We start from the raw sequence: 13,972 nt of genomic DNA on the forward strand, positions 1-13,972 counted from the left end.
AGATGGGGAGTGTCATCATGACGGATTCCGGTCAGGCCTTAGCACGACGGCTACGCTCGCTGCGCGACGGCTCGCTCGCCCTCCTGCCGGACGACGAGCTCGGCCCCGGCGAGCTGGAGCCCGACGATCTCACCACGCATCTCGTGCTGCTCGGCGGGGTCGACTGGAACGACCTCACCACCAGCGTCATCCACCGGCTCAGCCCGTCCGTCAGGCAGGTCGGCGACGGCCCCGAGGGCCGCTACTTCGAGGCCGGAGACGCACGTCACCACCCCACGGTGCGCGACGGGCGACTGCTCGAAGACGTGGCGCCGTTCCATCGGGGGCTCAACCCGCTCAACCGCGGACGCACCCTCACGATCTGCCAGGTCCTGGACGCCCGCGGCACGCAGGGCGCTGACCGACCGCCGGCCTGCGGCGACGGTCTCGCGCCAAAGTGCTCCACAGGAGTTCATTGAATTAACTGAAGACCAGGTGAAGGATGTCACCGTGGAGTCAGTGGAAGATCCTCGCCAGGCACTCGCACGGCGGCTGCGGTCGTTGCGCGCGGATCTCTGGCCCGAGACGAGGATCACCCAGCCGATGGTGGCACGCGCCTTGGGCGTCAGCGTGCCGCTCATCTCGTCGTGGGAGTCCAAGACCAAGCCCGAGCCGCCACCGGTCCCCAGGCTCGAGGCCTATGCGACCTTGTTCTGCACACCCGGCTCTCTCCGGGGCGACCGGCTCCGCCTCCTGGGCGACGCCGACCTCACCCGTGATGAGCACCGTCGGCGCGAGGAGCTTCGCCAGGAGCTGCTGACCTTGCGTGCCGAGGCGCTCGGCGAGCTCGTCCCCGAACCCGCCGGCCCGGCCGAGAACCCATGGCGGTTCGGCGACGGGAAGCCGATCACGATCGTCTGTGCTCAGGTGCCCGCCGAGATGCTCGAGCGGATGCCCTACACCAATCCCAAGGACCCCGACTATGTCGAGATGTACAACTTCGCCGACCTCGACGCGCTGATCGAGCTGCACGGCCACATCCGGGCCCTCAATCCGGACAGCGTGATCCGCCTGTACAGGAAGCCGGTGCTCACGGCCGACCACTATCCCGGACATCTCGTGCTGCTGGGGGGCGTCGACTGGAACGAGCAGACGCGCAAGCTGCTGGAAGACCCCGCCCTGCCGGTCAAGCAGGTGGCCGACTGGGACAACGCGCCCCAGGGCACCTACTTCGAGGTCGACGAAGGCGGCCGGAAGCGCACCCACCATCCCGTGCTCAGGCCGGAGGACGGGATGCAGGTCCTGGAGCAGGACGTGGGCTACTTCTACCGAGGTCCCAGTCCTTACTACAAGGACTCCACGATCACGATGTGCAACGGCATGTACGCCCGGGGCACGCTGGGCGTCGTCAAGGCGCTCACCGACCGGGACCTGCGCGACGCCAACTCCGCCTTCCTGAGCGAACGCTTCCAGGGGCACAGCGCCTACAGCGTGCTGACCCGGGTCGTGATCATCGATACCGAGGTGCTGTCGCCCGACTGGACGTTGCAGGAGAACCGGCTGCACGAGTGGCCGCCGGCAGGGGATGCGGCACGGTGAGCCATCGCCACCTCCTGTCGGGGCGAGACGACGCACGGGCCCACGGCCGGGTGGACGCGATCATCGTGCCCACCGTGCGGCCCGCCGCCTACCTGCGGAACGCGGCACGTGTCGCCCTCAGACTGGGCTGCCCGCTCGTCGCGCTGTGCAGCGGGCGCTGGGCGTCAGCCGACCTGGCGGTGCGCGGGCTCGACGACCTGGGCGTCGAGCTGGTGGCGGCCGACCTTCCCCGCCACGCGAGACCTCGCCCGTCCCTCACGACATCGGCGTTGCTGCGCGGCAACCCCGTCGATCGCCGGGCCGACACGGGTCCCAAACGCAATCTGGGCTTGATGCTGGCCAAGCTGGCCGGTTGGGAGCGCGTGGTCTTCCTCGACGACGACATCGTCGTCCCCGATCCGGAGGATCTGCTCCGGGCCGCCGGCCTGCTCGACACGTACGACCGGGTGGCGCTCTCCGTGAAGTGGTTTCACGACAACTCCGTGATCTGCCACTCCAACCGTGACACGGGCGAAGAGCAGGCGACCTTCGTCGGCGCGGGGGCGATGGCGGTCGCCGCGAACCGGGCACCGGCGTTCTTCCCCGCCGTCTACAACGAGGACTGGCTCGATCTTCTCGGCGACACACGGCTGCGGCCCACAGCCGTCGTCGGCACCGTCGTGCAGCGGCCGTACGATCCCTACCTCTCGCCCGACCGGGCCCGGACCGAGGAGTTCGGGGACATCCTGGCCGAAGGCCTCTACGCGTTGCTGGACGCGGGCGAGGCGTGGACCGGGGCCGACCGCGACTTCTGGGGACATCACATCGACAGGCGCCGGCGTCTCATCGGCGACATCCTCCGCCGCATCCGCCAGGGGGCGGGGGGCGACCGGCACAGGCGCGACCGCATGCGGGCGTCGCTCCGGGCGGCTCTCGCGCAGCACGAGTTCGTCACGCCCAAACTGTGCGTGCGATACCTGCGCGCCTGGCAGGCCGATCGGGACGACTGGCAGACGTTCCTGTCCGACCTGCCCACCGACCTGCCGCTGGAGAAGGCTCGCGACGAACTGGCCGGCCGGGGCCCCCTCGGCACCCGGGTCGTCCACCACACACCGGAGCCGCCCCGGGGAGCGAAGCGGCCCGTACAAAGGGACACGGTGCTGCCGATCACCCCCTGGGCGGTCTGCGACCCCTTGACCGATGCCGGTTATGTGAGCATCCGTCCCCTTCAGGAAGGCGACCTCAACGCTTTGACGGCCGCCCTGGGCCAGGAGCGCTATTTCGCCCGCGCACTCGCCCGCCAGCGGGCGGGCCACGGCACGCTCCTCGTGGTCTGGGCCGACACGACCCCCGTCGGCGACGTCTATATCTGGCGCGACCAGGCGGAGGAGAAGGTTCTCCGCCGAAGGCTCAAGGGCACTCCCCTGCTCACCCACATGGAGTTGGCCGAGCGTTATCGCAACAAGGGGCTCGGCACCGTGCTCATGCACGCGGCGGAGCAGTTGCTTCTCCGCTACGGACACTCCAGCGTCGCCCTCGGGGTCGGCATGGACAACGACAGCGCCCTCCACCTCTACCGCCGCGTCGGGTTCAGCACGTGGAGGCGCTCTCCGATCCAGACCACCGAGGAAATCCTCCACGAGGACGGCACGAGCGAGCGCCGTCCCGAGAAGTGCCGCATCCTCTGCACATCGATTTCGCCGTTCCCTTCAGAATTGCGATGATTGTGCTTCTCTGCTGGCTCGACGGCCGAAAGCCCCTTCATGACCCAGATCGACACGTCAGACCACTGGGCGTCACACCGCAGGCTTCTCGGCATCCCTGACGAGCCTGTGACCTCGGGAACACTTGACGCCATCATCGTGCCGACCATCCGCCCGCCCCGCTACCTCACCCACGCGGTGAGCCTCGCCCGGGATCTCGGCTGCCCGTTGGTGGCCCTCTGCAGCGGCACGGAGACGGACGCGCTCTCCGTGTGCGACGTCGCGGGGCGAGACGCCGAAGTCGTCGCCCTCGACATCCGGCATCCGCACGACCTGAACCTCCCCTGGTTCGAGACCTCTCGGGTCCTGCCGCCCGCGTTCCATCGCAACACCGACACCGCCACGAAGCGCAACCTCGGCCTGGCGCTGGCCAGGATGCTCGGGCTGCGCCGCATCGCCTTCCTCGACGACGACATCACGGTCGGCGAGACCGGCGATCTGCGCCGAGCGGCGAATCTGCTCGACCGTTACAGCGAGGTGGGGCTGCCCGTCCGCTCCTTTCCCGACAACTCGGTCGTGTGTCACGCGTTCCGCGACATCGGCGGCTCGCAGGACACGTTCGTGGGCGGTGGCGCGCTCGTTGTGGAGATCACGCGCTCCACCTCCTTCTTTCCTGACATCTACAACGACGACTGGTTCTATCTGCTGGAGGAGGAAGGACTGCGCGAGCTGGCCGTCACGGGAAACGTCCGCCAGTCTCCGTACGACCCGTACGAGAGCCCGGTCCGAGCCAGGAACGAGGAGCTAGGCGACGTGCTCGCCGAGGGCCTGTTCTGGCTGGTCGAGGAGGGCAGGAAACTCAACGAGGCGAGTGAGCCGCACTGGAGCGAGTTTCTCGTCAGGCGGGGCCGCTTCATCGAGTTCATAATGGAGCGCCTGGGCGACGCCGAACCCGGCAAGAGAGAGCGCATGCTCACGTCTCTGCGCGCGGCCAGGGAACGCCTGGCCCTCATCACGCCGGGCCTGTGCGCTGCCTATCTGGACGCCTGGCGGGCCGACCGGGAGACCTGGCGCAGGCACGTGAACGCGCTGCCCGCCGGGCTGCCGCTGGAAGCGGCTCTGGCCCATCTCACACTGCCCCGGCGCGCTCCGCTTCACGCCGTCTGTCAGATAGGATTACCGAACATTATTCGGCTTACGTGAGGGGTGCCCGGATGACGACTCGCCGGCACGGCATCGGTGACCTGCTGCGGCGTTCGGCCGCCCGCTTTCCCGCCAAGACCGCGATCGTGTACGGCGACCTGAGGCAGAGCTACGCCGACCTCGACCACGTGGTCAACCGCACGGCCAACGCCCTGGCGGCGCGAGGTGTGGGCAGGGGCGACCGGTTCGCAGTGTTCAGCCACAACAACCACGCCTTCGTGGTGACCTACTTCGCGCTGGCCCGGCTGGGCGCCGTGTCGGTGCCGATCAACTTCATGCTGGGCGCCGACGAGGTGGCGTACATCCTGGAGCACTCCGGCGCGACCGGCCTGCTCGTGGAGGAGGCGCTGCTGCCCGTGGCGGAGCGGGCGGCCGGTGAGCGGATCGCGGTGCGCGGGGTCATCGGACAGGGCGACGGCTGGGAGCCGGTCGGCGAGTGGATGGCGCACGGCGACGACTCCGAGCCCGCCGCCGAGGTCGCCGACGACGACCCGATCCAGCTCATGTACACCAGCGGCACCGAGTCACGTCCCAAGGGCGCCACGCTGTCCAGCCGGAGCCTGATCGCCCAGTACGTCACCTGCGTCGTCGACGGCGAGATGCGTTCCGACGACGTGGAGGTGCACGCGCTGCCGCTCTACCACTGCGCGCAGCTGCACTGCTTCCTGACGCCCGGCGTCTACCTCGGCGCCACGAACGTGATCCTGCCGGGCGCGGACCCGGCCTCGATCCTGGCGACGATCGAGGCGGAGCGCGCGACCAAGCTGTTCTGCCCGCCGACCGTCTGGATCGGGCTGCTGCGCCACCCCGACTTCGACGGCCGCGACCTGTCGTCGCTGCGCAAGGGCTACTACGGCGCGTCGATCATGCCGGTGGAGGTGCTGAAGGAGATCGCCGCGCGGCTGCCCGGCGTGCGGTTGTTCAACTTCTACGGCCAGACCGAGATGGCGCCCGTGGCCACCATCCTCGGCCCGGACGAGCAGCTGACCAGGCTCGGCTCGGCCGGGCGGCCCGCGCTGAACGTGGAGACCCGGATCGTCGACGACCACGATGAGCCGGTGCCGCCGGGCGTGGTCGGCGAGATCGTGCACCGCAGCCCGCACGCCATGCTCGGCTACTGGAACGACCCGGACAAGACGGCGGAGGCGTTCCGGGGCGGCTGGTTCCACAGCGGCGACCTCGGCGTGATGGACGCCGACGGCTACCTGTCGGTGGTCGACCGGAAGAAGGACATGATCAAATCGGGCGGCGAGAACGTGGCCAGCCGGGAGGTCGAGGAGGCCATCTACCAGCATCCCGCGGTGGCCGAGGCGGCCGTGTTCGGGGTGCCGGACGAGAAGTGGATCGAGGCCGTGACCGCCGTCGTCGTGCTCCGCGCGGGCGCGACCCTCGGCTCCGACGAGCTGGTCTCCTTCCTCAGGGCCAGGCTCGCGCCGTTCAAGACGCCGAAACGCGTGGTGTTCGCCGAGTCGCTGCCCAAGAACGCCAGCGGCAAGGTGCTCAAGCGCGAGCTCCGCGAGCTGCACGACGCGTTCTGACTCGTCACCCGCCGAGCAGGTCGGCGGCGATCCTCCTGACCACGACGCGCTGGATCTTGCCGGTCGCGGTCTTGGGCAGCTCGTCCAGCACCAGCACCTCGCGGGGCCGCTTGAAGGAGGCCAGGCCGTCACGGCAGAACGAGATCAGCTCCGCCGCGTCCACCGCCCTGCCCGCGGCGGGCACCACGCAGGCGATCGGCTTCTCCAGCCCCTCTCCGTCGATGTGGGCGACGACCGCGCACTCACCGACCGACTCGTGCTCCAGCAGCCTGGCCTCGACCTCCATCGGGGAGACCCAGATGCCGCCCGCCTTGATCATGTCGTTGGACCGGCCGAGGCACTGGAAGAAGCCGTCGGCGTCGCGGACGTAGGTGTCGCCGGTGCGCAGCCACTCGCCCTGGAACACCTGCCGGGTGGTGGCGGCGCGGCACCAGTAACCACTGGCCACCGAGTCGCCGCGGATGTGCAGATGGCCCGGCACGCCGTCCTCGACCGGCGCGCCGGAGTCGTCGAGCAGCTTGGCCTCGTAGCCGGGCACCACCGTGCCCGAGCTGCCCGGGCGCACCCGGCCGGGCCGGTTGGAGATGAAGATGTGCAGCGCCTCGGTCGAGCCGATGCCGTCGATGATGTCGGCGCCCCACCGCTCGGTGAAGCGACGGTAGATCTCGGGGGGTAACGCCTCGCCCGCCGACACGGCCAGGCGTACCGGGGCGAACGCGTCGGCCGGGGCGTCGGTGGCGAGCAGGGCCGCGAAGAACGTCGGCCCGGCGAAGAACAGCGTCGGCCGGTCCTCGGCCACCCGCGCGAGCGCCCCGGCCGGGGTGGGCCTGGCCGGATCCAGGATCGTGGTGGCCCCCGCGGCCAGCGGGAAGAACACCGAGTTGCCGATCCCGTACGCGAAGAACAGCCGCGCGACCGAGAAGCACCGGTCGTCCGGCCGGATGCCGAGCACCTCCCGCCCGTAGGTCTCGCAGACGTCCCTGACGGCGCCGTGCCGGTGCATGGCCGCCTTGGGCGCGCCGGTGGTGCCCGAGGTGTAGAGCCAGAGCGCCGGCGAGTCGGCCCACGTCTCGTACGGCTCGGCCGGCGCGCGGCCGGCGTTCAGCACGTCCGCCCACGACACCTCGGGGACCGCCGTCACGGGAAGCGCGGATTGCGCGTCCTGCGCGTCCCGCTCGGGCGCGCGCACGGCCGCCTCGGGTGGTTCGGGTGGTTCGTCGGGCTCGTCGGACACGGTGATGAGCATGGCGACCTCGGGCGCGACCGCGAGGGCCTCGTGCATGACCGCGTCGAACTCGGGCGTGACCACGACCACCCTGGCCCGCGAGTCGCGCACGAGCGTGCCGAGCTCGGCGCCGCCGTACATGGTGGAGACGGGCACCGCGACCGCGCCCATGCGCATCACGGCCAGGATGGTGACCAGGGTCTCCGGGCGGTCCGACATCACGAGCAGCACCCGCTCCTCGGGCCTGACGCCCAGGACACGGAGCCCGTCGGCGAGGTGGCCGACGCGGTCGGCGAGCTGCGCGTAGGTGAGGGTGCCGGCGGGCCCGGTGACCGCCACGTGCTCCCCCCGCCCCGCCTCGACCTGGCGGTCCACGAGATAGACGCTGGCGTTGAACGACTCGGCTGACATGGTCGTCCCCATCGACAGGCGAACTTGGTGTGCAAATCTTCTACACACAAATCGTGCGTCGTCAATGACTTGTAGCATTGGGTAATCGCAGCCGCCCGACCGCGAGAAGGGCGCCGCACGGGAGGCCGCCCACAGGTGGATCGCCGCGGAACGGCGGCGGTGAGCCCGGACATGGGACGGCCCCGGCCGACGGGCGACCGGGGCCTGATGGTGCCGGACGTCAGTCGGCGCAGATGGCGAAGACGCTGATGCCGACGTCGCGGTAGGCGCTCTGGCGGCCGATGCCGATCCAGCCGCGTCCGTCATCGGTGGGGAACGAGCCGACCAGGATCGCGTCGTTGCCGCGGGCTTCGGCCCCGCCGCCCAGGACCCTCTTCGAGCCGGGGCAGTAGAGGGTGCGGCGCTGGAAGTTCGGCACGTTGGCGTTGGGCAGCGTGACCAGCTGGTAGCCCGGGGGCAGCGCGGTGGCCTGGTGGACCACGGCCGTGGGCGCGGTGTTGGCGGGAGCGGCGGCGGTCGTGGCGTTGGCCGCGGCCGTCGTCAGGCACGCGCCGCCGAGGAGGACGGCGAGGGTGAGGGCGGTGGACCTCTTCGAATGCATCGCTCTCCTTGCGTTGTTCCCTGGCTCGCGTCCGGTCGCGGGCGGCGCGTGGCCGCCGCTGGTACGGAAGTGATCAGGGAGACGGGGGTTACACGAAGAGTATCCATGTCATTACTGTCCGTGTCGATGGGTAATCGCGTTCGAGTCGCACCCGCGACCTGCGGCCACAACGGCCCACCGCCGATACGTGTTCCGGATGAGAAGCCTTCACCTTTACCGTGTCGCCTCAGTCACTTTCAGTATCGGAAAACTACAGTAAGTGCTGGCTTCGGAGCGGCCGGGAGATCATCGACTGGCCGACGGGAAGCCTGTGTCCCGTACAATCCCCTTGCTCGGAAAGAGAGCCAGCATGCCTCGTGTCAAGAAGACCACCGTGGCCATCGCCGTGACCCTGACCGCCTGTGCCGGTGCACTCGGCGCCTTCGTCGTCCCGGCACTGGCCGATCTCGGCGGCGCCTCAGGCCCGGGTGTCCGCGCCGCCGCCATCGTCAACGCCGACGGCTCCGTCGTCCGCTCCAAGGGCGTCACCGCCGTCCGCAAGATCGCCATCGGCCAGTACTGCATCCGGCTCGACTCCGACATCAACGCCGCCAACACCGTCCCGGTCGCCACCTCCCAGTGGACGAGCGCGCCCTGGGACTCCAGCATCTTCGTCCGCTACGACGGCAACCCCTGCGGGGACTCCCGCGACGTCTTCGTCGGCACCGGCACCGCCTCCGGCGCCCGCGACACCGGCTTCCACGTCATCGTCCCCTGACCGAAGCGTCTTTGAGGCGGTCGGCCAGTGCGCCCAGGCGGTCCGCCGCCTGGGCGCAGATTCTTTCCGTGCTCGGGAACGGCGAGAAAGCCATGACCATGTACCACGCGGTGACGGGGCCTGTCGGCAAAGGTGTCGCGCTGCCGACCCAGCAGACGCCGTCGCCTCGGTCGGTCTTGACGACCTGGACGGCGTTGAGCTCTTCGTCGGTGTACCAGCGGCGCCGGCGGACGGGGTCGGCCTCGCTCGTCCACGACAGCGCGCCCGTTACGGCGGGGTGCCCGAGCACCGCGAGGCCCGGCCGGTGCCCGCGCCGGCCGGGGATTAGTCGCGCGTGAGTCCTGGTGGGAGGGCGTCTTCGTCGGGTCCGACGGGGCGGGCGTTGACCAGCGGATTGCGGTGCAGGCCGGTGATCAGAGCGGCGGTGCCGCCGATGTCGGTCCAGGTGTCGTCCCAGAGGGCGGAGGCGAGCCAGGAGTGATCTGCGGGGAAGAACAGATCGGGCAGCGATCCTTCGCCGCGCATGTGCCCGGTCCGCCAGGTGAGGGCTTGTTCGGGTCCGGCTTCGACCAGCAGATAGGGCCAGTCCCAGTAGAGGGACTGCTTCGGAGCGAGGGGGAAGACGATGTCGTGGGCGCCGGTGTCAAGATAGCCCAGCCACCAGGGCTGGTCAGGGGTGTGCTCGGTGAGCTCGTCGACCACGGCGCGTTCATGGGCTTCGATACTGACGCCGTCGGGCGGGTAGAAGGTGGCGTAGGCGTCGAACACCGGTGGGATCGCCGTGGTGATCGACAAGCCGTGTGTGGTTTGGCAAGCGAGCCAGGCGACGTCGCCAGCCGTGCCGATCCGCCAGCTGCGTCCGTCCTTGGTGACGTCCATGAAGCCATCCAAACCTATGCGTCATTGGTTCTCGCGAACAAGCCGTGTGCTGACCTTGTGCGGGAAGTCCCGCCTGCGGTCGGCGATCCGCGCGTACACGCGGCCGGCCGTCGCGCCAGCGGAACGCCGAACGGGTGGACTCCGCCGACAGGCGCGACTTCTTGCGGGAACTCCTCAGAGCGCTTCAACGCCGTCAGCGCAGCCGACGACTCCGCATAGGAGACGCCGCGACCCTCCAGCCGGTAGGCCCGGGCGCGCTCCTGCAGCGCCTTGTTGTAGACCAGGCGCACGCAGCCGAACGTCCGGGCAAGCTCCTCTACCTGCTCGGGAGTCGGGTAGAAACGGTACTTGTAGCCCGTTCCACGATCCGCGCCACGCCGCACACCGTACTGCAAGATCCGCCAAATATGGCATTACTCCGGCTTTCCTCCCCGCCCCTGAAGCTGAAGGACGGGGTCTCCAGCCTCAAGGAGATCCGATGACCAACGACCAGCACGGCCTGGCCATGACCGGAGCCGCCGACGCCGCCACCCGCCACTACGACCGGGCGATCGACGAACTGCTGCACTTCCGGGTGGAGGTCGACGCCGAGACGACGGCCGCCCTCGCCGAGGCGCCGGACTTCCCGATGGGCAACGTCCTGGCCGCCTACCTCGGGCTGCTCACCACCGAGTCGGAGGACGCGCGGACGGCCAGGCGGCGCTTCGCCGCGTTCCGCGCCCGGATCGACCACTCCGCCCTCCTGCCCCGCGAGCGCGCCCATGTGGAGGCCGTCCAGGCGCTGCTCGACGGCGACTTCCTCACCTGCGGGAGGCGGCTGGGCACGATCACGGAGGAGCACCCGCGTGACGCGCTGGCCCTGGCCGCGGGCCACCAGGTCGACTTCTTCACCGGCGACGCCCGCTCGCTGCGCGACAGGATCGGCGGCGCCCTCAACGCCTGGCACGAGGACGACCGGCACTTCGGTCACGTGCTCGGCATGTACGCCTTCGGGCTGGAGGAGGCCGGTCACTACGACAGGTCCGAGGAGGTCGGGCTGCGCGCGGTCGAGCTGAACGCGCGCGACGTGTGGGGCATCCACGCCGTGGTGCACACGTACGAGATGCAGGGCAGGTTCGGCCACGGCATCCGCTACCTCGACGCCAGGGTGGACGACTGGTCGACCGGCACGTTCTTCAACGTGCACAACTGGTGGCACTACGCGCTCTACGCGCTCGAGGCGGGCGATGTGGCCAGGGCGCTGGCGATCTACGACGCCGTGCTGGCCGGCGGACGGACGTCCCTGGAGCTGCTCGACGCCGCCGCCCTGCTCTGGCGGCTGTACCTGGAGGGCTCCGACCAGCAGGAGCGGTGGAGCGCGCTGGCCGGCGACTGGCCCGCGCTGGTGGCCGAGCCGTTCTACGCGTTCAACGACACGCACGCGGTCATGTCGTACGTGGGCGCGGGCCGCCTCTCCGACGCCCAGCGGCTCATCGCCGGCCGCGAAGCCTACGTCACCGAGCCGCGTCCCGGGGTCACCAACCACCAGATGACGGCCCGGGTCGGCCTGCCGGTCTGCCGGGCGCTGGTGGCGTTCGGGCAGGGCGAGCACGACCGGGTCGTGGAGCTGCTCTGGCCGATCAGGCACCGGGTCAACGAGTTCGGCGGCAGCCACGCGCAGCGCGACGCCGTGCAGAGGACGCTGCTGGAGGCGGCGCTCAGGGGTGGCCCTCACGACCTGGCGCGGGTGCTGGTCAGCGAGCGGATCAACGTCCGGCCGTGCAGCCCGTTCAACTGGCTCAAGCAGGGCGCCCTGGCCGAGGCGCTCGGCGACCGCGCGGCGGCCGCCGCCGCCCGGCTCAGAGCCGGGGAACTGGTCCGCCAGGCTGGGCCGGGCCCTGCCGGAACCGGCGGGTAGTGTTCTCAGACATGGATCGGCAACTCACCCTCATGGCCGTGCACGCCCACCCCGACGACGAGTGCCTGAGCACCGGCGGCATCCTGGCCCGCTACGCCGGTGAGGGCATCCGCACGGTGCTGGTCACCTGCACCAACGGCGAGCAGGGCGACGGGCCCGGCGGCGTCAAGCCCGGCGACCCGGGTCACGACGACGAGGCCGTGGCCGAGCGGCGGCTGGCCGAGCTGCGCGAGTCGGTGCAGCACCTGGGCATCGACCACCTCGAACTGCTCGGCTACCGCGACTCCGGCATGGACGGCTGGGAGACCAATCACCATCCCGACGCGTTCGCCAACGTCCCCGTCGACGCGGCCGCCGCCCGGCTCGCCACGCTGATGGAGCGCTACCGGCCCCACGTGGTGGTGACCTACGACGAGACCGGCGGCAGCGGCTACGGCCATCCCGACCACGTGCAGACCCACCGCGTCGCCGTGGCGGCCACCGAGGCGACGGGCATCCCCGACAAGCTCTACTACACGGCCATCCCGCGCTCCGCGATCAAGCGGATGTTCGAGCTGATGCGCGAGAGCGGTGTCGACGTCGGCTTCGAGCCGTCCGACGACTTCGGCACCCCCGACGAGCTGGTGACCACCCTGGTCGACGTCGCCCCCTACGTCGAGCGCAAGCTCAAGGCGCTGCAGGCGCACGCCAGCCAGGGCGACAACATCTTCCTGCTGCGCATGCCCGAAGAGGCCCGCCACCAGGCCTTCTCCAACGAGGCCTTCACCCGGGTCCGGGCCCGGGTCGACGTCCCGGCCCACGAGCACGACCTGTTCGCGGGGCTGCGCGACCTGGACGACCGCTGAAGCCCTTGTTCTGGTAGCCGCGGCTCTCCCGCGCGGACCTCGTTCGGTTTCGCGGACCTCGTTCGGTTTCGGCGAACCGAGGGATCACGCTGTGGCATCACCGAGCGCGAACGGATCGCCCGTTGGCGCCGGGGGGCCTGGTGGCGCCGGTGGCCGCAGGACCCCGGGCAAATCCGTCCCGGCGGCTCAACGGGCAGATCGGCCGGCAGGGACGGTGTCGTCGTTGACACCCGCTGGGCGGGGATGATGGGCTCCGATCCGGGAGACGTCGGCACCTTGGTCCCGTGGCGACAACGGCAACCGGCGGAGAGGCGGGCGGTGTTCGCAGTCCTGGGCGAGTGCGTGGCGGACGCCTTCGCCGATCGGCGGCCGGACGCCTCCTCGGTGGCCCCACGACCGGGCGGTGAGGCGGCGCGCTCCGCCGACCTGGGGTTGCGGGTGTTCCCGGGTGGAGGGCCGGCGAACACGGCGGTGGCTCTGGCGCGGCTCGGCGACCCGGTGCGGTTCTTCGGGCGGATCTCGGGTGACGTGTTCGGCGGGTTGTTCCGCGAGCACCTGGCCTCGTCGGGGGTGGACCTGTCGGGCTGCGTGGACGCCGAGGAGCCGAGCACGCTCGCGGTGGCGTCGCTCGACGAGCACGGGCAGGCCGTATACCGCTTCTACGCCGAGGGCGCCGCCGACTGGCAGTGGTCGCCGGCCGAGCTGGGCTCGCGTGACCTGACCGGGGTGTCATGCCTGCACACGGGCTCTCTGGCGCTGGTCAGAGAGCCGGGACGGCAGGCGGTGGAGTCGTTCGCGGCCGCCGCCGCGGCGCGCCTGACCGTCTCGATCGACCCGAACGTCCGGCCCAGCCTGGCGAGACATGAGGACTATCCGGTGTCGCGCTGGTGCGACGTGGCCGACATCCTCAAGCTGAGCGAGGAGGACCTGGCCTTCCTGGCGCCCGGGGAGCCGGTGGAGCGGGTCTGCGACACCTGGCACGAGGCGGGCGCTCGGCTGATCGTGGTCACCAGGGGCGCGTCGGGGGCGCTGGTGTCGCTGGCCGGCGAGCGGGTGGTGGTGGCGGCGCCCGAGGTGACCGTCGTGGACACGGTCGGCGCGGGCGACGCGTTCACCGCCGGGCTGCTGCACCGGCTGGGCGAGCGCGGGCTGCTCGGCGGGCGCCTGGACGGGCTCGACCTGGCCACGGCCGCCGAGGCCGCCTCGTTCGCCGCCCGGGTCGCCGCGCTCACCTGCGCCGTGGCGGGCGCCGACCCGCCGTGGGCGCACCGGCTCGCCGCCCCCTCCACCGCTGAGCCGGGGTGAACCCACCTTCTGAGCCGGAGTGAACCCGCCTGAGCAGGCAGTGAGGTGAGT

General features: G+C 70.6%; 14 protein-coding genes. 9 read left to right on the forward strand and 5 right to left on the reverse strand.

Going from position 1 to position 13,972, the window contains the following annotated elements; translation table 11 throughout:
- Positions 1-17: 17 nt before the first annotated feature.
- The 5 genes from AB0C16_RS35615 to AB0C16_RS35635 are packed head-to-tail and all read left to right on the forward strand — an operon-like array spanning position 18 to position 6,001.
- A complete protein-coding gene (locus AB0C16_RS35615) occupies positions 18-458 on the forward strand; it encodes a hypothetical protein (protein ID WP_357689758.1) in 441 nt (146 codons plus the stop codon).
- Between the two features lie 31 nt (positions 459-489).
- Positions 490-1,578: a helix-turn-helix transcriptional regulator gene (locus tag AB0C16_RS35620; RefSeq protein WP_357689759.1), complete on the forward strand. Its 1,089-nt coding sequence runs from the start codon at positions 490-492 to the stop codon at positions 1,576-1,578.
- Positions 1,575-3,281: a GNAT family N-acetyltransferase gene (locus AB0C16_RS35625; RefSeq protein WP_357689761.1), complete on the forward strand. Its 1,707-nt coding sequence runs from the start codon at positions 1,575-1,577 to the stop codon at positions 3,279-3,281. The genes AB0C16_RS35620 and AB0C16_RS35625 overlap by 4 nt, the downstream gene beginning before the upstream one ends.
- Positions 3,282-3,320: 39 nt before the next feature.
- Positions 3,321-4,463 carry a hypothetical protein gene (locus tag AB0C16_RS35630; RefSeq protein ID WP_357689763.1) on the forward strand — a complete coding sequence of 381 codons (1,143 nt, stop codon included), beginning with the start codon at positions 3,321-3,323 and terminating at the stop codon, positions 4,461-4,463.
- An 11-nt stretch (positions 4,464-4,474) separates the two neighbouring features.
- Positions 4,475-6,001, forward strand: coding sequence for an acyl-CoA synthetase (locus AB0C16_RS35635; RefSeq protein WP_357689765.1), 1,527 nt, complete (start codon positions 4,475-4,477; stop codon positions 5,999-6,001).
- A 4-nt stretch (positions 6,002-6,005) separates the two neighbouring features.
- On the opposite strand, the gene AB0C16_RS35640 is transcribed toward AB0C16_RS35635, so the two are convergent.
- Entirely contained in the window at positions 6,006-7,637 is a 1,632-nt protein-coding gene (locus AB0C16_RS35640; protein ID WP_357689767.1) for a benzoate-CoA ligase family protein, read from the reverse strand.
- 220 nt (positions 7,638-7,857) lie between these two features.
- Positions 7,858-8,238: a hypothetical protein gene (locus AB0C16_RS35645; RefSeq protein WP_357689769.1), complete on the reverse strand. Its 381-nt coding sequence runs from the start codon at positions 8,236-8,238 to the stop codon at positions 7,858-7,860.
- A gap of 349 nt (positions 8,239-8,587) precedes the next feature.
- On the opposite strand from AB0C16_RS35645, the gene AB0C16_RS35650 reads away from it, so the two are divergent.
- Positions 8,588-8,995, forward strand: a complete 408-nt coding sequence (locus AB0C16_RS35650) for a hypothetical protein (RefSeq protein ID WP_357689771.1) — start codon at positions 8,588-8,590, stop codon at positions 8,993-8,995.
- Here the strand turns inward: AB0C16_RS35650 and AB0C16_RS35655 are convergent.
- From AB0C16_RS35655 to AB0C16_RS35665, 3 genes are read right to left on the reverse strand one after another with little or no spacing between them, the layout of a single operon-like run.
- The gene (locus tag AB0C16_RS35655; RefSeq protein ID WP_357689772.1) at positions 8,982-9,284 is read right to left on the reverse strand and encodes a hypothetical protein; all 303 of its coding nucleotides are present in this window, start codon (positions 9,282-9,284) and stop codon (positions 8,982-8,984) included. The two genes, AB0C16_RS35650 and AB0C16_RS35655, sit on opposite strands and share 14 nt — an antisense overlap.
- A 35-nt stretch (positions 9,285-9,319) precedes the next feature.
- Positions 9,320-9,874, reverse strand: coding sequence for a hypothetical protein (locus AB0C16_RS35660; protein ID WP_357689774.1), 555 nt, complete (start codon positions 9,872-9,874; stop codon positions 9,320-9,322).
- A gap of 14 nt (positions 9,875-9,888) precedes the next feature.
- Positions 9,889-10,257, reverse strand: coding sequence for a helix-turn-helix domain-containing protein (locus tag AB0C16_RS35665; RefSeq protein ID WP_357689810.1), 369 nt, complete (start codon positions 10,255-10,257; stop codon positions 9,889-9,891).
- 95 nt (positions 10,258-10,352) lie between these two features.
- On the opposite strand from AB0C16_RS35665, the gene AB0C16_RS35670 reads away from it, so the two are divergent.
- The 3 genes from AB0C16_RS35670 (at position 10,353) to AB0C16_RS35680 (ending at position 13,921) form a co-directional block, all read left to right on the forward strand.
- Positions 10,353-11,771, forward strand: coding sequence for a tetratricopeptide repeat protein (locus AB0C16_RS35670; RefSeq protein WP_357689776.1), 1,419 nt, complete (start codon positions 10,353-10,355; stop codon positions 11,769-11,771).
- An 11-nt stretch (positions 11,772-11,782) separates the two neighbouring features.
- On the forward strand, positions 11,783-12,616 hold the full coding sequence (locus AB0C16_RS35675; protein WP_357689778.1) for a PIG-L family deacetylase: 834 nt from the start codon (positions 11,783-11,785) through the stop codon (positions 12,614-12,616).
- A 318-nt stretch (positions 12,617-12,934) separates the two neighbouring features.
- A complete protein-coding gene (locus AB0C16_RS35680) occupies positions 12,935-13,921 on the forward strand; it encodes a carbohydrate kinase (RefSeq protein WP_357689780.1) in 987 nt (328 codons plus the stop codon).
- Positions 13,922-13,972 lie beyond the last annotated feature (51 nt).

Source organism: Nonomuraea sp. NPDC048916 (assembly GCF_040649575.1).
In the GTDB taxonomy this organism is placed as follows: domain Bacteria; phylum Actinomycetota; class Actinomycetes; order Streptosporangiales; family Streptosporangiaceae; genus Nonomuraea.